The sequence below is a fragment of the Azospirillum himalayense genome, assembly GCF_042657465.1.
Taxonomy (GTDB): Bacteria; Pseudomonadota; Alphaproteobacteria; order Azospirillales; family Azospirillaceae; genus Azospirillum; species Azospirillum himalayense.
In genome coordinates this window covers 46188-67093 of sequence record NZ_JBHSLC010000010.1, presented here as the reverse complement: position 1 = coordinate 67093, position 20906 = coordinate 46188, and the positions used below count along the sequence as shown (strand labels likewise).

At 70.4% G+C, this 20906-nt stretch carries 21 protein-coding genes; 2 read left to right on the top strand and 19 right to left on the bottom strand.

The genetic code is table 11. The features are described 5' to 3' along the window. The 15 genes from ACFPMG_RS07585 to ACFPMG_RS07515 form a co-directional block, all read right to left on the bottom strand. Window positions 1-898, bottom strand: an 898-nt coding sequence (locus ACFPMG_RS07585) for a flagellin (RefSeq protein WP_376994579.1), incomplete at its 3' end; no start/stop codon positions are given. A 142-nt stretch (window positions 899-1040) separates the two neighbouring features. Continuing rightward, window positions 1041-2153: a 3-oxoacyl-ACP synthase III family protein gene (locus ACFPMG_RS07580; RefSeq protein ID WP_376994578.1), complete on the bottom strand. Its 1113-nt coding sequence runs from the start codon at window positions 2151-2153 to the stop codon at window positions 1041-1043. Between the two features lie 16 nt (window positions 2154-2169). Beyond that, window positions 2170-2901: an SDR family NAD(P)-dependent oxidoreductase gene (locus tag ACFPMG_RS07575; protein WP_376994577.1), complete on the bottom strand. Its 732-nt coding sequence runs from the start codon at window positions 2899-2901 to the stop codon at window positions 2170-2172. Then, entirely contained in the window at window positions 2898-4106 is a 1209-nt protein-coding gene (locus ACFPMG_RS07570; protein WP_376994576.1) for an AMP-binding protein, read from the bottom strand. The genes ACFPMG_RS07575 and ACFPMG_RS07570 overlap by 4 nt, the downstream gene beginning before the upstream one ends. Then, window positions 4103-4366: a phosphopantetheine-binding protein gene (locus ACFPMG_RS07565; protein WP_376994575.1), complete on the bottom strand. Its 264-nt coding sequence runs from the start codon at window positions 4364-4366 to the stop codon at window positions 4103-4105. The genes ACFPMG_RS07570 and ACFPMG_RS07565 overlap by 4 nt, the downstream gene beginning before the upstream one ends. Beyond that, window positions 4363-5181 carry an alpha/beta fold hydrolase gene (locus ACFPMG_RS07560; RefSeq protein ID WP_376994574.1) on the bottom strand — a complete coding sequence of 273 codons (819 nt, stop codon included), beginning with the start codon at window positions 5179-5181 and terminating at the stop codon, window positions 4363-4365. Before ACFPMG_RS07560 ends, ACFPMG_RS07565 begins: the two co-directional genes overlap by 4 nt. Window positions 5182-5188: 7 nt before the next feature. Further along, on the bottom strand, window positions 5189-5422 hold the full coding sequence (locus ACFPMG_RS07555) for an acyl carrier protein (protein WP_376994573.1): 234 nt from the start codon (window positions 5420-5422) through the stop codon (window positions 5189-5191). 15 nt (window positions 5423-5437) lie between these two features. Beyond that, window positions 5438-6196, bottom strand: a complete 759-nt coding sequence (locus ACFPMG_RS07550) for a cytidylyltransferase domain-containing protein (protein ID WP_376994572.1) — start codon at window positions 6194-6196, stop codon at window positions 5438-5440. Continuing rightward, complete coding sequence (gene pseI, locus ACFPMG_RS07545; RefSeq protein WP_376994571.1) at window positions 6193-7245, bottom strand: pseudaminic acid synthase; 1053 nt, start codon at window positions 7243-7245, stop codon at window positions 6193-6195. The genes ACFPMG_RS07550 and pseI overlap by 4 nt, the downstream gene beginning before the upstream one ends. 32 nt (window positions 7246-7277) lie before the next feature. After that, a complete protein-coding gene (locus tag ACFPMG_RS07540; protein ID WP_376994570.1) occupies window positions 7278-8885 on the bottom strand; it encodes a glycosyltransferase in 1608 nt (535 codons plus the stop codon). A gap of 64 nt (window positions 8886-8949) precedes the next feature. Further along, window positions 8950-10899, bottom strand: coding sequence for a tetratricopeptide repeat protein (locus tag ACFPMG_RS07535; protein WP_376994569.1), 1950 nt, complete (start codon window positions 10897-10899; stop codon window positions 8950-8952). Window positions 10900-10913: 14 nt separating this feature from the next. Beyond that, window positions 10914-11621: a sugar phosphate nucleotidyltransferase gene (locus ACFPMG_RS07530; protein WP_376994568.1), complete on the bottom strand. Its 708-nt coding sequence runs from the start codon at window positions 11619-11621 to the stop codon at window positions 10914-10916. A gap of 164 nt (window positions 11622-11785) precedes the next feature. Next, a complete protein-coding gene (locus ACFPMG_RS07525) occupies window positions 11786-12337 on the bottom strand; it encodes a GNAT family N-acetyltransferase (protein WP_376994567.1) in 552 nt (183 codons plus the stop codon). A 29-nt stretch (window positions 12338-12366) separates the two neighbouring features. Continuing rightward, window positions 12367-13137 (bottom strand): SDR family NAD(P)-dependent oxidoreductase, encoded by a 771-nt coding sequence (locus ACFPMG_RS07520; protein WP_376994566.1) that lies wholly within the window; start codon window positions 13135-13137, stop codon window positions 12367-12369. Window positions 13138-13145: 8 nt separating this feature from the next. Further along, window positions 13146-14273, bottom strand: coding sequence for an aromatic ring-hydroxylating oxygenase subunit alpha (locus ACFPMG_RS07515; RefSeq protein WP_376994565.1), 1128 nt, complete (start codon window positions 14271-14273; stop codon window positions 13146-13148). Window positions 14274-14391: 118 nt separating this feature from the next. Between ACFPMG_RS07515 and ACFPMG_RS07510 the strand changes: the two genes are divergently transcribed. Both ACFPMG_RS07510 and ACFPMG_RS07505 read left to right on the top strand, forming a co-directional pair. Beyond that, window positions 14392-15474, top strand: coding sequence for a 3-oxoacyl-ACP synthase III family protein (locus tag ACFPMG_RS07510; protein ID WP_376994563.1), 1083 nt, complete (start codon window positions 14392-14394; stop codon window positions 15472-15474). Between the two features lie 11 nt (window positions 15475-15485). Then, entirely contained in the window at window positions 15486-16256 is a 771-nt protein-coding gene (locus tag ACFPMG_RS07505; protein ID WP_376994562.1) for an SDR family NAD(P)-dependent oxidoreductase, read from the top strand. 102 nt (window positions 16257-16358) lie between these two features. Here ACFPMG_RS07505 and pseG read toward each other — a convergent pair whose 3' ends face one another. The 4 genes from pseG to ACFPMG_RS07485 all read right to left on the bottom strand — a co-directional run bounded on the left by pseG (window position 16359) and on the right by ACFPMG_RS07485 (window position 20648). After that, window positions 16359-17462, bottom strand: a complete 1104-nt coding sequence (gene pseG / locus ACFPMG_RS07500) for a UDP-2,4-diacetamido-2,4,6-trideoxy-beta-L-altropyranose hydrolase (RefSeq protein WP_376994561.1) — start codon at window positions 17460-17462, stop codon at window positions 16359-16361. Between the two features lie 17 nt (window positions 17463-17479). Further along, on the bottom strand, window positions 17480-18154 hold the full coding sequence (locus ACFPMG_RS07495) for a hypothetical protein (RefSeq protein WP_376994560.1): 675 nt from the start codon (window positions 18152-18154) through the stop codon (window positions 17480-17482). A gap of 71 nt (window positions 18155-18225) precedes the next feature. Beyond that, window positions 18226-19233: a cytochrome d ubiquinol oxidase subunit II gene (gene cydB / locus ACFPMG_RS07490; RefSeq protein WP_376994559.1), complete on the bottom strand. Its 1008-nt coding sequence runs from the start codon at window positions 19231-19233 to the stop codon at window positions 18226-18228. Between the two features lie 5 nt (window positions 19234-19238). Further along, the gene (locus ACFPMG_RS07485) at window positions 19239-20648 is read right to left on the bottom strand and encodes a cytochrome ubiquinol oxidase subunit I (protein WP_376994558.1); all 1410 of its coding nucleotides are present in this window, start codon (window positions 20646-20648) and stop codon (window positions 19239-19241) included. Window positions 20649-20906: the final 258 nt, after the last annotated feature.

The window sequence follows — 20906 nt, the reverse complement described above, 5'->3', positions numbered from 1 at the left end:
AGGTGAAGGTCTGGTCTTCGACGGTGATGGTGAAGCTGTCGCCGGCCTCGATCGTGCCGCCCATCGACACCTGGGTGATCTGCGCGGTGCCCGACTTGGCTGCGGTCGTCGTGTTGGCGGCGATCGTCTGGCTGTTGTCGAAGTAGGTGATCGTGCGCGACTCGTTGCCGTCCGTGACGATGAAGGACCGCTCGCGGCCCTTGGCGCCGCGGACCTCGATCTGCACGTCGGAGAAGCTGCCCGCCGACGTCGACATCGTGCCGGACAGCTTCAGGCCGACCAGGCCGTGGGCCATCTCGGCGCTGTTGATCTCGCCGGCCGCGCCCTCGATGGAGCCGTCGCCCTTGACGCGCACCGTGTAGGTGTCGGTCGACACCACGTTGGTGACGCGGGCGTTCTCGATGCCCTGGATGGTGTTGACGGCGCGGCGCGACTCGCTGGTGGAGTCCAGCCGCAGGCCGTTGCCGGCCAGCAGGTTCTTGCCACCATAGGCGGAGTCACCGGCCAGCTTGTCGATCTGCTCCTTCAGCGCGTTGAACTGGTTGGAGAGAGACTTGCGGGTGGCGACGGAACCGGCGTCGGTGCCCAGAGCGGAATAGGCGGCGGTGGTCAGGCCGCGCGCCTGCTCGATCATGTCGTCGATCGAGGTCAAGCCCTTGTCGGCGGCCTTGATGGTGCTGATGGCCTGACCCATCGTGTCCTTCAGCGCGGTCAGGTCGCCGGCGCGCTGGGTCAGGTTCTTCGCGGCGAAGAACGACGTCGGGCCGTCAAGCGCCGAGTTGATCTTGTTGCCGGTGGCGAGGATGTTCTGCTTCTTCGCGATCGAGTCCTGGACGCCCTGCAGCTGCAGCAGGTTCGTGCGCATCGACGACGAGAGGGAGATGTCGCTGGTAGCCATGGAGTCACTCCTTTTGGAGGATTTCAGTCCGTACGACGGTGCGCGCACGGAGAGGGACTAATTCCCTCGGGCTACCGATAGGCAATAAATGGGCCAGATCGAATTTGCCGCCCGAACGCGGAAAATCCTGCCTCTGGGCAAATCAGGGGTCGGCAATTCTTGCCGGGCACTCGGCAAGAATTGCCTCCCTCCCGGCACCCTTTGCCGGTTGCGCATCCGACCCGGCAGATTCTGCCGGGCTTGCAGGGAGCGTGATCACTTCGCAGACGGCGAGCGGGCCGGCGGTCACCGCGACACTCCCCCAGGACCAGCCGACGCCGAAGCCCGAGAGCAGAAGGCGCAGCGGACCGCCGCGCAGCGTCGCTCCCAACTCGGAAGCCAGCGCCAGGGGGATGGACGCCGAACTGGTGTTGCCGAAGCCGGCGAGCCCGACCACCGTCTGCCCAGGGGTCGCCCCGAGCTTCTGCGCGAGGTGGCGGATCATCTGGGCATTGGCCTGATGCAGCACCAGACGGTCCACCATCTCCATCGCCCAGCCGGCCCGCTCCAGAACGGCGCGGATGTTGCCCGGCACCTCCCGCAGGGTGAAGGCGAAAACCTGGGTGCCGTCCATGAACAGGTGCGTGGGCTCGCCGGGCCGCCGCAGCCCGCCGCCGGGGACGGCGAGATAGGGCGCGCCGGCGCCGTCGCTGCCCAGCGCGAAGACCATGGGCGCCGCCCCCTCCTCCGCCACCAGCGCCGTCGCCGTGGCGGCGTCGCCGAACAGAGGCGCCACGGCGCGGTCGTCGGGGTCGATCACGCGCGACGTCGTGTCACCCGCGATCAGAAGCGCGCGCCGCCCGCCCGCCGCCTTCAGCATCGCCGACGCCGTCCACAGGCCGTGAACGTAACCCGAGCAGCCGAGCGTCAGGTCGAGCACCGCCGCGCTCTTGCCCAGCCCCAGCCGATGATGGAGGAGATAGCCCGAGGCCGGCAGAATATGGTCATGGGTCTGGGTGACCATGACCAGGAGATCGACGCTGTCCGCCGCCCAGCCCAGCCGGTCCAGCAGGCGCCGCGCCGCGGCCTCGCCGAGGTCGGAGGTGCATTGGTGCGGGGGCACGAGGTGGCGGGCCTCGATGCCCGTCGCCTTGGCGATCCGGCGGGCGGCGTCCTCGCCGAAGCGGACGGCCAGATCCTCCACCGTTTCGCGCCGTTCCGGAACACAGGCGACGAGTCCAGTCAGGGCGACGCCCTCGATCACGCTGGCCACCATGGGGCGTCTCCTTCCGTCAGCCGGTGATGCCGCCGTCCACGACGATGGTCTGGCCCGTCACGAAACCCGACCCGTCCCCCAGCAGGAAACGCACCACCGGGACCACGTCGGCCACCTCGCCCAGCCGACCCAGCGGCGTGCGCCGCACGATCTGGTCGCGCTGCCCCTCGGCCAGCGTGCCGGACATCTCGGTGGCGAGATACCCGGGCGCAACGGAATTGACGGTGACCTGGAGACGTCCGACCTCGCGCGCCAGCGCGCGGGTCAACCCGTCCAGCCCGGCCTTCGACGCCGAATAGGCGGACAGGCCGGTGTAGCCCCGCTGCCCGATGATCGAGGAGATGTTGACGATCCGCCCCGCCCCCCGCTTCACCAGCTTTGCGCGCAGGAAGGCGCGGGCGACCTGGACGGCGCCGGTCAGGTTGACCTGGATGACCTCCTCCACGTCGATCTCGGGGAAGGTCGCCAGCACACCCTCGCGCGCAATGCCGGCGTTGTTGACCAGCGCCCAGAGCGGCGATGCCCCGCCCCACTCCAGGGCGGCGTCCATGAAGGCACGAACCGCCTCCCCGTCGCCGATGCGGCAGGCTTGCCAGAACAGGTCCGGCCCGGCCAACCGCTCCAGTGCCTCGCTCGGAGCGCGGCTGCAGGTGGAAACCCGGTAGCCGTCGGCCAGCAAGGCTTCGACGAGTCCCAGCCCCAGCCCGCGGCTGCCGCCGGTGACGATGACGTGCCGTTTGCCGCTCATGCCGTTCCCTTCCGCGTCTTCTTGCCCGCCGCCCCCAGGGCGATGCTCCCGGTCATGGTCACCAGACGCGGCCGCGCGGCGGGCGGCAGACCGGCAACGGCGGTGCGGATCGCGGCGCGCAAGGCGGTTTCCTCCACCCCGGGGGCGGGAACCACCAGGGCCGTCAGGATGTGGCCGGTCACCGGGTTGGCCGCGGGCTCGACCAGGGCATCCCGTACGCCCGGCACGTCCAGCAACACCTGCTCCACCACCTCCGGGGAGACTTTGACCCCGCCGACATTCACCCGCCCGTCAAGCCTCCCGGCAAACAGAGCGCGGTCGCCGCGCACCTCCACGACATCACCGGTGGACAGCCAGCGGCCGCCATGGCCGATCTCAAGGCCGAGCATCGCGCGGGGGCTCTCCACCTCCAGCACGCCGTCGCGCAGGCGCAGCCCCACCCCGTCGATGCCGCCGTCCAGCCATCCGGCGGGAAAGCCGGCCTTGCCGTCCCCCACCGCGAAGAGAGCCCCGGCCTCCGTCGAGGCGTAGATGTGCCGAAGCTTCGCGGTCGGGAAACGCTCCGCCAGCCGGTCGAGCAGCGGCTGGTCAGCCACTTCCCCGCCCAGCGTGACAGCCGCCAGCGGTGGCGCCTCGCCGTCGAGCGCCAGCAGAAAGGCGCGCCAGAAGCTGGGCGTCGCGCTGATGTGGGTCACTGCGAGCGCGACGGCGAGGCGCGCCAGTTCCGCAGCCCCGGCGCCGGGCGCCGACACCAGGGTCGCCCCCGCGGCCAGCGCCGTCAGGATCACCTGAAGCCCGGCGAAGGCCGCCGGCTCATAGGCCAGCAGCCACCGCGCGTCCGGATCGGCGGCACCGCGCAGACGTCCGCGCAGGCGCCGGAAGTCATGCCGGATCAGCTTCGGCGTGCCGGTGGTGCCGGAAGTCTCCAGCAGCACCATGAAGCCCGGCTCGCGGGGCTCGCTCGCCGCCTCCACGGGCGTGGCGCGGCGCGACAGATGCAGGGCCACCCCGGCCCGCTCGGCGGCGACCAGGGCGGCGACCAGGGCCGGTACACCCTGTGGCGGCAGGACCACCCTCCCCTCCCCGCTCCGGAACGCCGCCTCGAAGGCGTCGGCCTGCGCGGCGATCTCCGGCCAGCCGACGCTGCGCCCCGCCTCGATCAGGCGGACGCCGGAATGGAGCCAGGAGGGCGGCGGCGGGCTCATGCGGACCCGGCGGGCGAGTCCGGACGGTAGAGGGCCGCCAGTTCTCCGACCGTGTTGAACTGGACGAATCCGGCGCGAAAGGGGTCCTGGCCGGTGCGCTGCTCCAGCACCACCAGCAGGGTGGCGAGGTCGAGGGAGTCGATCGGCAGGTCCCCGCCCAGGAAGCGCGTCTCCGGGCCGAGCGCCGGCAAGGTTTCCCCCTTGTCGGCGGCGATGCGGGCAAGCTCTTCGGCGATCAGCGCGAACATGGAGTCGGTCATTGGGGGTCGCATGCGGAAAGGAAGTCGCGGAGGATGGCCGTGACGGGGGTCGCCGCCTCACTATGCGGCAAGTGTCCGGCCTTGTCGAAGAGATGAAGCGGCGCACCGGGGGGCAGGCGGTCGGCGGTCGGCACCGGGATGATGCGGTCCTCGCGCCCCCACAGCAGCTGGATGGGCATCGGGAACACCGTCCAGTCCACCGGGCCGGTCGACCGGTGCGCTTGCGCGAAGGAGCCGGCGATGATGCGCTCCAGAGCGGCGCGGCGCCGGGGATCGGCGGCCTGGGCGTGCATCACCTCGCCGACGCGCCCCGCCAGCAGCCAAGGCCGGGCGAACAGGCGCGCCGCGCAGTCCCGCCCCTCCTCCACCGTCTCCAGCGCGGCAACCCGCCGCAGGAACTCCAGGTCGAAGTCGGGGCCGAGGCCGGCGCTGGCGATCAGCGACAGGCTTGCCACCCGATCCGGAGCCAGCTGCGCCAGTTCCAGCGCGACGTAGCCGCCCATCGAATGGCCAACCGCATGGACGCGCGGAATCTCCAGCGCGTTCAGCAGGCGGAGCAGCCAGGGCGCGAAGGCGCCGACCCGGCCATCCCCGACCGCCAGGGTCGAGGCGCCGTGCCCCGGCAGATCCACCGCCAGAATCCGGCGGTCGGCGGCCAGCGCTGCGGCGTTGAACTGCCAAGTCAGCGAATCACCGGCGAAGCCGTGCAGAAGCAGGGCCGGAACGCCATCCCGCCCCATCGACAGATAGGCGGCGGGACCACCCTCGATGTCGGCCCGCCCGCGCCGTGGGAAGCGCTCAACCTTTGACGTCACTGGAACGTCAGGCCGTGACGGCGATGCCGGCCAGACCGAGCAGGTCGTCCACCGTCTTCGCCTTGACGAGCTTCTCGCCCTCCACGACGTGGCCGAGCTTCTCGTCGACCAGCGCGATGAAGCTGATGACGGCCAGCGAGTCCCAGCTGTCGATCGATTCGAGTTCTTCCGTGCCGGTCAGGGTGCCGGCGTCCAACTCCAGCATCTCGTCGAGCGCGAGCAGGAAATCCTTGCGGTCCATGGTGGTGTCTCCGTTTCAGTGGAGCGTGTTCTGACGCACGCTGCCGTTCAGGTCGGCCCATTCAGGGTGCTGGCGCAGGACTTTGCAACAATCTTGCCAGCCAAAGCCCGGATTTTCGGGAAGCAGCGCGTCCAGCAGACGCCGGACCAACTCCAGATCGGCGGCTTCGTCGACGCACCAACGCTGCTCCAGGACGGTGCCGTCCTCCGGCGCCAGGGGGGGGCCGATGCGGAACCGCTCCGGGCGAAGGTAGAGGTGGGCGGTGACATGCTCGCGCTCCGTCGGATCGATGGCGTTTGCGGCGGCCTCGTCCAGAGCGGTGCGCGTGAAAGCTTCGCTGTCCAGACCGCGGGGGAAGCGGGTGACGTCCAGGCTGAGATAGTCCAGCGGCGGCGCCGATCCCAGGAAGGCGGTCACCACGCGATCCACCAGCGCCGGGTCGATCAGCGGGCAGTCGGCGGTGACCCGCACCACCACGTCGGCGCCAGCCATGGCGGCGGCCCCGGCGAAGCGCCCGAGCACGTCCTGCTCGTCGCCGCGGAAAACCGGCACGCCAAGCGATCCCGCCAGTTCCGCCACCGGATCGTCGGTGCCGTTCACCGTGGTCGCCAGCACCAGCGCGTCGAGCGTCCGGCAGCGCGCCAAACGGCCCAGATGATGCGCCAGCAGCGGCTGCCCCGCCGCTTCCATCAGCACCTTGCCGGGCAGGCGGGTCGAGGTCATGCGGGCCTGCGAGATGCAGACAACGCGCGGTTTTGGCGTGGCAACGCTCATTCACCCTCCGGGGCCAGCATGTCCCAGCGCAGCGGCTCGCCGCGCGTCAGCGCCCGGGCGGCGCGGCGGCCGAGCACGGCGGGGAGATGTTTCGGCTCCAGGCCGAATCCGGGACGGATGGAGCGGATGCTGGCGGCGCTCAGCGCCTCGCCAGCCGCCACGTCGGCGGTGACGTAGAGGGAGCGGCGGTAGTCGCGCCCGCCCGCCTCGCTCGGCTTCACACCGTAATGGACGCGGCCCAGCGCCGCCCAGGCGGTGCGGACGGAGTCGGCCATCGCCATGAACTCCGCCGGCTCCAGGGAGAAGGCGCTGTCCACTCCGCCCTCGGCGCGGGACAGGGTGAAATGCTTCTCGATCACCACCGCGCCCAGCGCCGCCGCCGCGACCGGCACCGCCGCGCCGTGGGTGTGGTCGGACAGGCCGGCGGCGACACCGAAAGCCTGCGCCAAGTGCGGGATGGTGCGCAGGTTGCAGTCCTCGGGCGGGGTCGGGTAGCCGCTGACGCAATGGAGCAGGACGAGCGGCGCGTCGCCCGCGGCCTCCACCGCCTCGCCGATCTCGCCCAGCGTGGCGAGGCCTGTGGAGATGATCAGCGGCTTGCCGGAACGGGCGGCCCGGCGGATCAGCGGCAGGTCGTTCATCTCGAAGGAGGCGATCTTGAAGGCCGGTACGTCCAGCCGCTCCAGCAGGTCCACCGCGGTGTCGTCGAAGGGGGAGCTGAAGATGGTCAGGCCGATGGCGCGCGCGCGCTCGAACAGCGGGCCGTGCCACTCCCAGGGGGTGTGGGCCTCGCGGTAGAGGTCGTGCAGGGTGCGGCCCTTCCACAGCCCGCCCTCCAGCAGAAATCCCGGCCCGTCATGATCGATGGTCAGGGTGTCGGCGGTGTAGGTCTGCAGCTTCACCGCGTCGGCGCCGGCCTCCTTGGCGGCGTCGACCAGGGCGAGCGCCCGGTTCAGATCGCCCTGGTGGTTGCCCGACATCTCGGCGATCAGATAGGGCGGATGGCCGGGGCCGATGGGGCGGCCGTTGATGATGACGTCGCGCGGCACGGAAGGCGGTTCTCGCTGCAATGGTCGGGTCGTCACTCTGCCACGGAAGAGGCCGGCCGGTCTTCCCTTTGTGCGTCCGCCCGCAGAAGCTCCCGCGCCTCCTCGCCGTAGGCCAGCAGCCGTTCGGCGCAGCGGTGGCGGTCGCCCACGGTCCGGAAGCGCACGCGCGACAACTCCGCCTGCCGCTCCCGCAGCGCCGGGTCGGCGACCAGGGCGGCGGCGCGTTCCACATAGGCGGCGGCGTCCGGCACGGGGATGCCCGCCCCCGCCACGCTCGCCACGTCGCCCCAGGCCAGCGTGACCACCGGCAGCCCCTCGGCGATGGCGTAGGCGGCGCTGCCGCCGCCGCCCTGACGCGACGGGTTGAGGTAGGCGTGGCAGCGCCGGTAGAAGGCGCGGATGTCCCTGAGATGGCCCAGGCTGCGCATCCTCGCACCGTTGCGCGCCGCCTTCAGCCGGGGCGGCAATTGCTCAACCTCCCCCGCGAAGACGATCGCCGCGCCGGGGCAGCGGTCGAGGATGGAATCGGCCAGCGCGAGGAACTCCGCGGTCACCTCCAGATCCAGGCGGGTGCCGACCACGGCGAAGACGAAAGCCTCGTCGCCCAGGTCGAGAGCGCCCCCGACTCCCGCCGTGGGAGGCGGGGAGAAGCCCAGCGTGAAAGGCCGGAAGCGCCGCGCGAAGGGGCCGCGGTAGAGCGCCGGCATGGCCTCCGTGTGGTTTCCCTCCTCGTACCCCAGCACGAGATGGGCCAGCGAGATGGTCATGCCCGAGGTGGTGGGCAGGCAGACCACCGGCCGCGCGCCGGTCGCCGCGAACAGGTCGCCCACCACGTTGGCCCCGCCGAAGGTGACCAGCAGGTCGGGGTCATAGCCGTCGATGGCGCCGACGATGGTGGTCAGCTTCTCCTTCGAAAAGGCGCGGTCGGTGAAGGACGCCATCTTCACCTGCCGCCCGAACATCTTCAGCGCGAAGACGCCCTCGTAATCGGCGACCAGTTCCGCGATCATCGGCGGAACGAACAGGCTTTCGGCCCGCAACGGCATGGTGTTGCAATTGATGATGGCGACATCGAGCCCGAAATCGTCCTGAAGCCGGCTGGCGTAGTCAAAGCAGTCGCGCGAGGGCTGGTGCTGGTCGTTGGTGAACTGGTTGGTCAGCACGGCCACCCGGCGGATCGGCCCATCGCGCGGCACGTGGCGCGGCGGAACGATGCCCCAGCGCCGCTCCACCGCCCGCACCAGCTCCTCGTAGAAGCGGAACAGGTCGCAGGGACCGAAGGCGCCCAGCTTCTCCGGCGCCGACGCGGTCAGGAACAGCTGCCGCGCCATGCACCAGTAGGTGTAGTGCATCAACTGCGGCCCGACCCGCTCCCCGCCCAGCAGCAGGTAATGGAGAATCCGCTCGTAGTGGTAGAGATCACCGGTGAGCTGGAACAGCACGGAATGGAGCAGCACCGTCTCGCCGGTCGGCGGGTCGCGGCGCAACGCCTCGGCGATGGACAGGCGGGCGTCCCAATCCAACTCGCGGCGCATGCGCTCGCAGTGGACCGTCAGGGCGTTGAGGCGGTCGGCGTTGAACTGGCGCTCGGCCAGCAGGGCCTTCAGCGTGGCGGCCTGTTCCCCGGCGATGTCGGACATGCGGCTCCCCCAACCGGCGCCTGTTTGCGCCCCGCCCCCTGATAGCCCCGGCGTGGTTAAGGTTTCAAGAATATGCGGCAGCCTGCTCCGCAAGCGCCGCCGCAGCCTCCTCCGCCGGTGTGGCCCAATCGCCGGGGCGGGGCTGGCGGAACAGGCGGGCGGTCGGATACCAGGGGCTGTCGGCGCGGTCGAGCAGCCAGCGCCAGTCCGGCGCGTGGGACAGCAACACCCACAGCGGCACGCCCAGCGCCCCGGCCAGATGAGCGGGCGCCGTGCAGGAGGACATCACCAGATCCAGCGAGGCCATGATCGCCGCGGTGTCGGCGAAGTCGCGGATCGCCGGCGCCAGATCGGTGAAGGTCGGCGGCATCGTCCGCCGCGCCAGCTCGTCATGGCCGGGGCCGAGTTGCAGGCCGAAGAAGCGGCAGCCCGGCACCGCCAGCAGCGGGCTCAGCGCCGCCAAACCCGGCGACCGCTCCCGGTCTCCGGCGAACTGCGGGTTGCCGGCCCAGACCAGCCCCACTTTGAGACCGTCGCCGGCAAGCCGTTCCCGCCATGCCGCGGTGCGCGCCGGGTCGGCGGTCAGATAAGGGACGGTGGCGGGAATGCTCTCCAGCCGGGTGCCGAAGGCCCGCGGCAGGCTGAGGAGCGGGCACTGCCAATCGAACCCCGGCGAGGGCTCGCCGCGCGCGAAGACCCGCTCCACCCCCGGCAGGCCGCGGAACAGCGGAACCAGGTCGGCCCCGACCTCCAGCAGCACGCGCGCGCCTCGGGCGGCGACCAAAGGGGCGTAGCGGACGAACTGGATGGCGTCGCCGCGGCCCTGCTCCTCGTGCAGGAGGATCGTCCGCCCGGCGATGTCCTCGCCGCTCCACAGTGGCTGCGGCAAGCCCCGCGGTCTCGTCGGAAAGTCGGCCACGCCCCAGCGCGCCTCATAGTCCTCCCATCCGCCGGTCAGGTCGCCGGCGAGGAGCCGCGCCAGGGAACGGTTCCAGCGCGCCTCGGCGCTGGACGGCTGAACGCGGACGGCGCGGTCGTGCAGGCGCAGCGACGCGGTGATCTTCTGCCGGTCCCGCAGACGGTTCGCCAGCCCGCTCAGCGCGCTGCGGTGATCCGGCTGAAGGACGAGCGCGCGGCGAAGCGATCCCAGGGCGCCGGGTTCGGACAGGGAGAGCGCATGCCAGCCGTTCGCCGTGTCCGGTCGCAGCCGCAGGAGACGGCGCAGCGTCCTCACGGCCCCCTCCTCCCCGCCCGCTCTTCGCCCGGCGGCGGCGAGAAGCTCCAGCGCGCCGTCGTTCGCAGGGTCGAGCGCCAACGCGGAGCGCAGGGCCGCAATGGCGGCGCTCCAGCGCTCCGCGTCGTAATGGGCGCGGCTGAGATTGAGCCGGACCGTCGCGTCTTCGGGCAGCAGGGCCACCGCGTGCGCCAGCGCCGTCACCGCGTCCGGTTCCCTGGTCCGCTGGAGCGCCACGCCGAGATGGTGCCACGCCTCGCCATGGTCGGGGCGCAGCCGGACGGCGCGATGCAGGGCCGACACCGCCTCGTCCGTCCGGCCCGCGTAGCGCAGCAGGATTCCGGCCTGGGCCATCGGCTCGGCAAGGTCGGGCTGGATGAGCGTCGTGCGCCGATAGGCCGCCAGGGCGAGCCCACCCTGCCCCGCTTGCCGCGCCGCTCCGGCCAACGGAAAGGCGAGCGCCGCCGAATCGGGGCAAAGACGCAGGGCGGCCCGGTATTCTGCGGCGGCGGCGGCGGGGTTGCCGCAGGCCTGATGCAGCATCGCGAGGTTGGCGCGGAATTCGGGCTGGCCGGGGCGCTGCGCCACCGCCCGGCCCAACAGCCCGGCGGCCTGCTCCAGACGTCCGCCCTGGGCGCAGAGAAGGCCGTAGAGGTGGAGGGCGTTCGGCTCGTCCGGAACGGCGTCGAGAATCCGCCCGTAGAGGGTTTCCGCCTCCTCCGTCCGCCCGGCGGTGTGAAGGTCGAGCGCGATGGCCAGCGCCTCGTCCAGCGTCGCCACGGCGCCCGCTCCGCTCAGGTCTCGCGGCCGCCGATCACGCTGGCGGCGACCGCCAGACTCTCCGGCGTGCCCATGTCGATGAAGCGGGCCTTGGCGATGTGGCCGTGCAGCGTTCCCGGCGGCATCTTGTGCAGCACGTCGCGGGTCAGCGAACTGGCCCCGGAGGCCGCGATGCGGTCGAGGAAGGCCGCGGAAAAGAGATAGACCCCGGCGTTGATCACCCCGCGCCCCGGCGCCTTGTCGAGGAACCGGCGGACCCGGCTGTCCGGCCCGACCTCGACCCGGCCGAAGCGGGCGGCGTCCTCGACCTCCACGCACAGGACCGACGCCTCCGCCCCCGACAGGCGGTGCGAGGCGACGAAGGCGCGCAGGTCGGCGTCCAGAAAGGTGTCGCCGCTCATCACCAGGACGGTGCCGGCCTTCAGGTCCTTGCGGATGTAGGCGAGCGCCGCGGCGGAGCCCATCTGGCTCGGCTCGATCTGGCAGACGACGTCCAGCGACCGGTTGGTGTCGCCCTGGGCAAGCCACGCCGTCACCCGATCGGCCAGATGGCCCAGGCACAGCACCACCCGGCGCGCGCCGTAGGCCGCCAGATGATCCAGCAGATGTCCGAGAAAGGCGCGGCCCGCGATGGGCGCAAGCACCTTGGGCGTGTCGCCCGAGACGCCCCGCATGCGCGAGCCGAGACCGCCGGCAAGCAGCGTGACGTCGATATCCGTCAAGGCTTCCTCAGGCCGCACCGTGCTTCCCCTCATGCTCCCGGCGCCGCGGCGCCGCCCCCACCCCCGCCGCATACCGCGTCGGCGGTGGATTGGTCAAACATTCGGTTGGGGTGACGGCGAACTTTCCCGGCCGACCGCCCAACGTAAGCCCCCCGCCGCCCGGCCTATTCCGCGAAGGCGGCCAGCGTGGTTTCGCGCGAGAAGATATGGGGATGCCCTTCCCAATCGCTGCGCAGCGTCTCGAACACATGGACGTCGTGGAAACGGCCATATTTCTGGACATGTTGACGCAGCACCCCGACCTCGCGCGCCTTCACAACCCTCTGGATGCGGATGACCGCGTCGTTGCCCTCCATGAAATAGTTGAAGAGCTTGTTCATCCCCAATCCGTAGAAGCAATAATCCATGATGAAGCAGTGCAGGAAGCCGGCGAGCCGCCGCCTGTCCTTCTCCTCGACGATGTACGAGCCGGAGGAGCAGCGCAGATGCACCCGGTCGATGTCATAGTAGGAAAGATAGCCGACCGGGCGGCCCTCATGCTCGATGATGAAATGGCGGAAGTCCGCGCGGGCGTCCATCGCGGCCAGCCACGCGCGCTGCCGCTCGACGTCCGGGTTCTCCAGATCGGTGAACATGAAGCGGGTGATCGACGGCTCGGTTCGCCAGCGCAGCAGCATCTCGGCATCGTCGGCCGTCGGTCGGCGGAAGCGGAACATGGACCCTTACCCTTCGAACACGTACGGCGTCACGTCGCCAAATAGCCGCCGTCCACCGGCAGCATCACACCGTTGATCCAGCCGCTGGCCGGCGACAGCAGGAAGGCGATGGCCGAGGCCACGTCCTCCGGCTTGCCGAAGCCCATGGGGTGGGCGGCACGGATCGCCTCGAACTGTTCCGCCGTGGTGGTGCGGCGGAAGCGCTCCATCATCTCCGTCTCGACCATCGCCGGGGCGACGCAGTTGACGCGGATGCCGTCGCGCAGGAACTCCATGGCGAGCCCACGGGTGGCCGAGACCAGCCCGCCCTTGGCCGCCGAATAGACCACGTTGCCCGGCTGCCCGATCTCCGCGGCGACGGAGGACACCAGCACCAGCGCCGCCGGTTCGGCGTGGCAGCCCTTCTGCCGCAGGCCGCGGGCCAGCGCCAGAGCGCTCAGCAGGTTGGCGTGCAGGATGCCGTCGAAGAAGGCGCGGTCGACGCCACGCACCGGCTTGCCGACCTGCACCCCGGCACAATGGGCCAGACCGGCGATGGGACCGCCAGTGTCCGCCTGCGCCTTGACCCAGCCGGGAATGGCGTCGCTGTCCGACAGGTCGAAGGCCGCCGTCCGGTGCCCCTCCCCCGGCAGAAGCGCCAGCGTCTCGGCCAACCGCCCGGCGTCGCGCCCGTTGAGCGTGACCCGCGCGCCGAGCCTGGCGGCCAGCAGAGCGGTCGCCCGCCCGATGCCGGCCGACGCGCCGGTGACCAGAACATGCCGTCCGGTGAGATCGACGAGCGGGCTCATGTCCCTGGTCATGTCCCGGCTCATTCGGCGGCCATGCGGGCGAGCCACGCGCGGTGGAAGGCGGCGATCCGCTCCTCGCAGGCGCCGAGGACGGCCGGGGCCTGGACCTGCTTCAGCCCCTTGTGGGTGGACTCGGCCACGCGCTGGTCCTCGCCCAGGATGGTGCGGTTGAAGCCGGCGACGTTGGCCTCCACCGCCTTGCGGGCGGCCCCGCCCTTGGTCTGCGGCTTGGTGGTCTCGCCCAGGAACAGGCGGAAATGCAGCTCGCAGCGGTCCGGCCCGACGGGGTCGTAGGTTTGGACGCTCATCAGCGCGCCGTGGGAGACGCCGATTGCGAGGTTGGGGAAGATTAGATAGTGGTCGTAGCTTTCCAGACGGTCGCTGCGCGGCAGCCCCATCTTCTGGGCCACCCCGTCCCACCAGCGCGCCGAGCCGTCGGACAGCTGGCTGACGCCCCGCGAATGCTCGCCCTCGTAGGAGCAGATCCACACCTTCTTCACGTAGCCCTTGAAGGTCTCCGGGTGGGTGGCGTCGACGTGGTAGACCTCCAGGGCGCTTTCCAGCGCCGCCTTCCAGTTGGCGTTCCAGGGCAGCACGCCCTCGTCGATGCGGTCGGTGAACAGGTCCGACAGATGGTCGAGAACGGCGCCGTAGGCGCCCAGTTGCTCGTCCAGCCCCGGTCCGGCCGGCTCCAGCCGGACGAAGACGAAGCGGCCCCGCACTGCCACCTCGAAGCCCCGCAGGGCGAGGCGTTTCTTCGCGGCGTCGTCCAGGCCGAAATGCTCGCGGTTGCCGGGGATACCGACCGGAACGCCGTCGCGGTTGAAGACCCAGCCGTGATAGGGGCAGACCGGCTTGCCGTTGCCGCAGGGCCGCAGATGGATCAGCGAATAACGGTGCGTGCAGACATTGTGATAGGCCCGCAGCTCCCCGTCGAAGTTCTGGACCAGAACCGAGGTGCCGGCGATCTCGGCGGTGATGAAGTCGTTGTCGTTGCGCAGGTCGTCCGTAAATCCAACGAACATCCAGCAACGGCGGAAGATTCGCACCGCTTCTTCGGCGTGATTGGCCTCGCCGGAATAACGCTGGGGCGGGATCACCATGTCGGGCGGGAACGAAAGCCGGCTTTGCTGAACCCGGTCATCCATGGCTGATTCCATTTATCGGTTCGTTAATCATTCGACCCTAGCGTTCTTTCGGTTAATAGTCTCCGAATTCGCCCAAGTCCAGGACGGACGGAAGGGCGGCGGAGGGAGGGAGCAGCCGGTGAAGGCCATCATCGAGGGCGTGCGCATCGCGGGATTCCGGGCCGCCGTGCCGCCGCACCGCCATTCCTTCCTGGAGGACCACTCCCTCTTCACGGCGGAGGAGGCGGAGAAGCTGTTCGCCACCACCGGCGTCTACGAGCGCCGCATCGCCCCGCCGCACATCTGCGCCTCGGACATGTGCGTGGCGGCGGCGGAAGGGCTGCTCGCCCAGCTCGGCTGGGACCCGGCCAGTGTGGACGTGCTGGTCTTCGTGTCGCAGGACCCCGACTACAACGTGCCCGCGACCTCCTGCGTCATGCAGAAGCGGCTGGGGCTGGGGACGGGGGCGGCCTGCTTCGACGTCAATCTGGGATGCTCCGGCTTCGTCTACGGGCTGTGGATGGCCGGGCGGCTGCTCGGCGGCTCGACGGGCCGGCGGGCCATCGTGCTGTGCGGCGACACCAGTTCGCGCCACCTCGTGCCGGGCGACCGCTCCACCCTGCCGCTGTTCGGTGACGCGGGCGGGGCCGTGGCGCTGGAGGTCAGCCAGGGGGCCGCGCCGATCCACGTCGTCGTCGGCACCGACGGCGGTGGGGCCAGGAACATCTGGGTCAAGGCCGGCGGCCGCCGCAACTCGCTGGTGCCGGGACGCGAGCCCTGGCCGGCGGACAAGCAGGAACAGATGTTCACCGACTCGCGTCTGTCGCTGAACGGGGCGGAGGTCTTCGCCTTCACGCTGCGCGCCGTGCCGCCGCTGATCCGCGAGACGCTGGAGTTCGCCGGCGTGGGGGTGGAGGACATCGACCTGTGCGTGATGCACCAAGCCAACGCCTTCATGCTGGAGCATCTGCGCAAGAAGACCAAGTTCCCGCCGGAAAAATTCCTCGTGGACATGCACGATTTCGGCAACACCAGCTCCGCCTCCATCCCGCTAGCGGTCAGCCATCGGCTGGGCGAGGCGCTGTCCACCGGCACGCGCAAGATGCTGCTGGCCGGCTTCGGCGTCGGCTGGTCCTGGGGCGCCGTGGTTGCCGACGTCGGGCCGATCCCCGCCCCGGCGGTGCAGGAGGTCCCCGACGACTTCCCCCTGCTGACCCCCTGAGCCGCCGGACCATGCGCAACCCGCTCGACCTCACGGGACGGCGCCTGCTGGTGACCGGGGCCTCCGCCGACAGCGACATCGGGCGCGAGATTTGCCGCACGCTGGCCGGGCTGGGCGCTGACCTCACGCTGGTCGGCCGACGCGCCGACGCGGCGGAAGCCACCCGCGCCCTGCTGGACGGGCCGGAGCGGCACAGGGTCGCCCCCTTTGACCTGACCGACCTCGACGCCATCCCCGGCTGGATGAAGGGGCTGGCGGAGGCGCGCGGTCCCTTCGCCGGGCTGGTCCATTCCGCGTCGGAGCAGGGCTACTCCGTGCTGCGGCAGGTCAACCGGGCGCAGTTCGACCGCTATTTCACGCTGAACGTCGGGGCCTCGCTGATGCTGGCGCGCGGCTTCCACCAGAAGGGCGTCTTCGCGCCGGGCGGCGGGTCGATCGTCTATGTCGGGTCGGTCGCCGGGCTGAAGGGCCAGAAGGGCCGCTCGCTCTACGCCGCGAGCAAGGCGGCGCTGGTCTCGGTGGCGCAATCGCTGGCGCTGGAACTGGCCGACAAGCGCATCCGCGTCAATGTGGTGGCCCCGGCGGTGGTGCTGGGCGCCAAGGCGGAGAAGCAGTTCGCCATGCTGCCGGCGGAGCAGAACGCCGCGCTCGCCGCCGCCCACCCGCTGGGCTACGGCGCGCCGCAGGACGTGGCCGACGCGGTGGCCTATCTGCTGGCCGACAGCGGACGCTGGGTGACGGGGACGGTGCTGCCCGTGGACGGCGGCTTCACCGCGGGGTGACGGTGGCTCACTGTCCCTCTCCCGTCTCGGGAGAGGGTGCCCGCGAAAGCGGGTGGGTGAGGGTCGTGCGAGGATCGACGCGCTGGCCCGTTGCAGGCACCCTCACCCTTCCCACGCTTCGCGCGGGCCCCTTCCCTCTCCCGGGGCGGGAGAGGGACAATCAGATGCCCTTGTCCCCGCCTCCGCCAGCGCACGCGCGATGCGCAAGGCGCCCTGGCCATCGACGATCCCCGCCAGCTTGCCCGCCATGGTCCGCCGCCGCACCGGATCGGCCCAAAGCTCCAGCGCCACGTCGGCGATCCGCTCCGGAGCACCTTCGGTCTGTCCGGCCACCAGGGCGCACCAGCCCAGAGCCTCCGACTGGCGGGCGGCCTCCAGCTGGTTGTCGGCGATGGTGACGAGGACGGCGGGCGTGCCGATGGCGGCCAGTTCACCGGTCGTGGTGCCGGCCGCCGAGACGGCCAGCCCGGCCCGCGCCATCAGATGCCCCATGCGCGGCGTGTCGCGGTGCAGCCGCACGCTGTCTTTGAAACGCTCCGCCACGGCCTTCACGGCCGTCGCGTCGCGCACCGCCCCGCCGACCGCCACATCCAGCGAAACACCCGGCGGCAGGCGGGGGGCAAGGCGTTCGATCACCGGAGCCGTCAGCCCCAGCGGGTCGGAGCCGCCGAAGGTGACCAGCAGGCCGCGGCGTTCCTCCAGCGGTGGCTTGGCTGCTGCCGCGGCCTCCCGCACCTCCCGCCGCAACGGAGCGTAGGCCGGGCCGAGCAGCAGCCGGGCGTCCGGGTTGCCCTTGCGGTAGGGCAGCGACGCGGCGTCCGGCGCGGCGTTGACGATCAGTTCGGCGTGGATCGCCTCCCCCGTCCCGGCATCGTCGAAGGCCAGGATGGGCAACCCCGTCCCGGCCAGCCCGGCCCGCCAGCCGTCGGAGAATCCATAACCGTCCAGCACGATGGCCGCGGTACCGGCTTCCACCGCAATGGCGCGCGTCGCGGCGAGATCGGCGGCGCTGCCGGGGGCCGCGTCGATCCGGTGAACGGCCATGCCGGCAGCGCTCAGACGTTCCTCCAAAGCCGATGGCAGGCTCGCCGCGGCGAACAGGGCGTCGCCGCCCAGTTCCTGCACGGCCTCCGCCACGGCGAGGCAGCGCATGACGTGCCCGGCCCCGATGGAGGCCCCGGCGTCGGCGCGGAACAGCACCCTCACGGGCCGTCTCCCGGCCTTCAATGCAGGGTCGGCGCGTTCGGCCCGGTGGGGCGCAACCGCGTGCGGGCCGAGGACAGGCAGAAGGCATGCCAGTAGAGCGCGACCAGGGCGCCCGGCATGCTGTCCAGCTCATGCCCCGGCAAAGCCGTGATGTTCGCCGCGTGGGCCATGGCGGCGTTGGCGGCGTTGAGGCTGTGCTGCGCCGCCGGACCGATCAGCGCCAGCGTCTCCGCCAGCGCGCGGGCGTCGAGGCGCAGGGTCGCCGGGGCGACGGTCACCTGGGCGGTCCCGTCGCGAAGGCGCCCGATGGCGATGTAGGCCTCCAGAAGGTCCGGCCGGTCCTCCGGACGAATCACCGCGGCGATCACGCGGTTGCCGGTCAGCGGGCCGGTGCCGTCGAATTCGAACACCACGGCGCGTTCGTCCTGCCGGGCCTCGGCCAGGGCGGCGGCGCGCTCCCCGGCGGAGACTCCGGCCAGCCGCATCGCCTCCTCGAACATCTCGGGCCGCCCGCCGCCCTCGGCGTGGACGACCAGCGGCGCGTCCATCGTCGCGGCGATGGCGAGACGGCGCGCCATGATGTTCACCGCCTCCTCGGCCGCGTCCTCCGGCACCGTGCTCTGCAGCAGCTCCGCGCCCTTGCGCAGCATCACCTCGGCGAAGCTGATGTCCGGGGCGGTGTCTGGGGTCATGGCGCGGTCTCCGTCGAAAGGGGTCGGCTGTTGTACGCCAGCGTTGGGCGGGTTCTCAATGATCGCCGCCATCAATGATAACCGATAGCACCCGTCACCTTGCCGCGGAAAACCCAGTAGCTGTAGGCGGTGTAGATCAGGATCGTCGGAATCAGGAAGGCCATGCCGATCAGCAGGAAGACCTGCGTCTCCGGCGGGGCGGCCGCCTGCCAGACGGTGATTCCCGGCGGGATCAGCACCGGCCACAGGCTGATCGCCAGCCCCAGATAGGACAGGGCGAACAGCCCCATGGCGAAGGCGAAGGGCAGCACCTCCCGCCCCTCGTCCAGCGCCCGCCACAGGCCGAAGGCGAGGAAGCCGACCATCAGCGGCACCGGCGACAGCAGCAGGATGTTGGGAACCGAGAACCAGCGCGCGGCGATGGAGGCGTCCAGGAAGGGCGTCCACAGGCTGACCGCCGTGACCAGAACCAACACCACGACCAGCAGCCGGCGCGCCACGCGGAAGCACCAGTCCTGCAGAATGCCGATGGTCCGCCAGATCAGCCACGTGCTCCCCAGCAGCGCGTAGCCGGCGATCAGCGCCACGCCGCAGAACAGGCTGAAGGGGGTCAGCCAATCCAGCATGGTCCCGGCGAAGTTGCGCCCCTCCACCTCGATCCCTTGAATAAAGGAACCGAGGACCACCCCCTGCGCGAAGGTGGCGAGCAGCGAGCCCAGGAAGAAGGCCTTGTTCCACAGATGGCGGCTGCTCCGCGCCTTGAAGCGGAATTCGAAGGCGACGCCGCGGAAGACCAGCGCGATCAGCATCAGCAGCAGCGGCAGATACATGGCCGGCAGGACGACGGCGTAGGCGATGGGAAAGGCCGCGAACAGCCCCGCCCCGCCGAGGATCAGCCACGTCTCGTTGAAGTCCCAGACCGGCGCCACCGAGTTCATCATGACGTCCCGCGCCTCCTCGCTGGGGGCGAAGGGGTAGAGGATGCCGATGCCCAGATCGAAGCCGTCCATCAGCACATACATGAAGACGGCGAAACCGACGATGGCGACCCAGGCGAGGGTCAGCAGGCTGCCTTCCATGGATGTCACTCCGCGGGTTCGATGGATTCGCCGGGCACCGACAGGGGCCGCTTCGGCTGGTGGCCCTGCGCCACCGCGGGAATCTCCAGATCCTCGTCGTTCAGCCGCGACGGCCCGATGGTCAGCAAACGGAACAGGTAGTAGGTCCCGGCCCCGTAGATGATCGCGTAGACCACCATGAACACGATCAGCGAGGTCAGCACCGCCCCGCCGGTCAGGGCCGGGGTGACCGCGTCCGCCGTGCGGATCATCCCGTAAACCACCCAGGGCTGGCGCCCGATCTCGGTGGTGAACCAGCCGGCGAGTATGGCGATGAAGCCCAGCGGCATGCAGCCGACCAGCACCTTATGGAACCAGTGCGGGCTGTAGAGTTTCCCGCGCACCCGCTGCACCAGATGGATCAGCGCCACCGCCAGCATGACCATGCCGATCCCCACCATGATGCGGAAGGTCCAGAACAGGATCTCCGGATTGGGCCGGTCCGCCACCGGGAAGTTCTTCAGGCCGGGGACAACCCCGTCCCACTCGTGGGTCAGGATCAGGCTCGACAGCGCGGGAATGGCGATTTCGGCGTGGTTGGTCTCCGCCTCGTTGTCAGGGATGGCGAACAGGATCAGCGGCGCCCGCGCCCCGCCCTCCCAATGGCCTTCCATCGCGGCGATCTTGGCCGGCTGGTGCTCCAGCGTGTTCAGCCCATGCAGGTCGCCGAGGAAAATCTGCAAGGGCGCCAGGATGGTGATGAGCGCCAACGACATGCTGAGGCCGACCCGCGCGTGGTCCAGGAAGCGGTTGCGCAGCAGATAGAAGGCGCTGATGCCGGCCACCACGAATCCGGTGGTCAGGAACATCGCCGTCAGCATGTGGGCCAGCCGGTAGGGGAAGGAAGGGTTGAACACCACCGCCCACCAGTCGGTGACGAAGAACCGCCCGTCGCGCAGTTCCGCCCCCGCCGGGGTGTGCATCCAGCTGTTCGCCGAGAGAATCCAGAAGGAGGACAGCACCGTCCCCGTGGCCACCAGAACCGCCGCCAGGAAATGGATGCCCCGCGGCACGCGGTCCCGTCCGAACAGCAGGATGCCGAGGAAGGCGGCTTCCAGAAAGAAGGCGGTCACCACCTCGTACTGGATCAGCGGCCCCAGAACGTTGCCAACGATGTCCGACCAGCGGCTCCAGTTCGTGCCGAACTGGTAGGTCATCACGATTCCCGACACCACGCCCATGCCGAAGGAAATGGCGAAGATCCGCGTCCAGAATTCCGAAAGGCTGCGGTACAGCGCCTTGCCGGTGATCAGCCACCGCGCCTCCAGAACCGCGATCCAGCAGGCCAGCCCCACCGTAAAAGATGGGAAAAGAATGTGAAAAGAAATCACGAAAGCGAACTGGATTCGTGACAGAAGCAGCGGATCGAGGTCCATGGCCGCGGTCCTCCGTTGGCGCTCACCGGGCCGATTCCAGGCGGCCCAACCCGACCCCAACGCGGCCCATTCCGCGGAGTTCCCATTTTCCGGCTGCGGATACTTTCTTTCCCCCCACCCCTTGAACCGCCGCCGCGACCTCTTATTTCTAAGCTCTTGCCGACATCCACACATTCACGGCCGGCCCTGGGCCACAGCCGATCCCACCCCGCTCCGATGGCCCCGCCGGCCAGCCGGGCCGGGGGCCATCGGTCCATT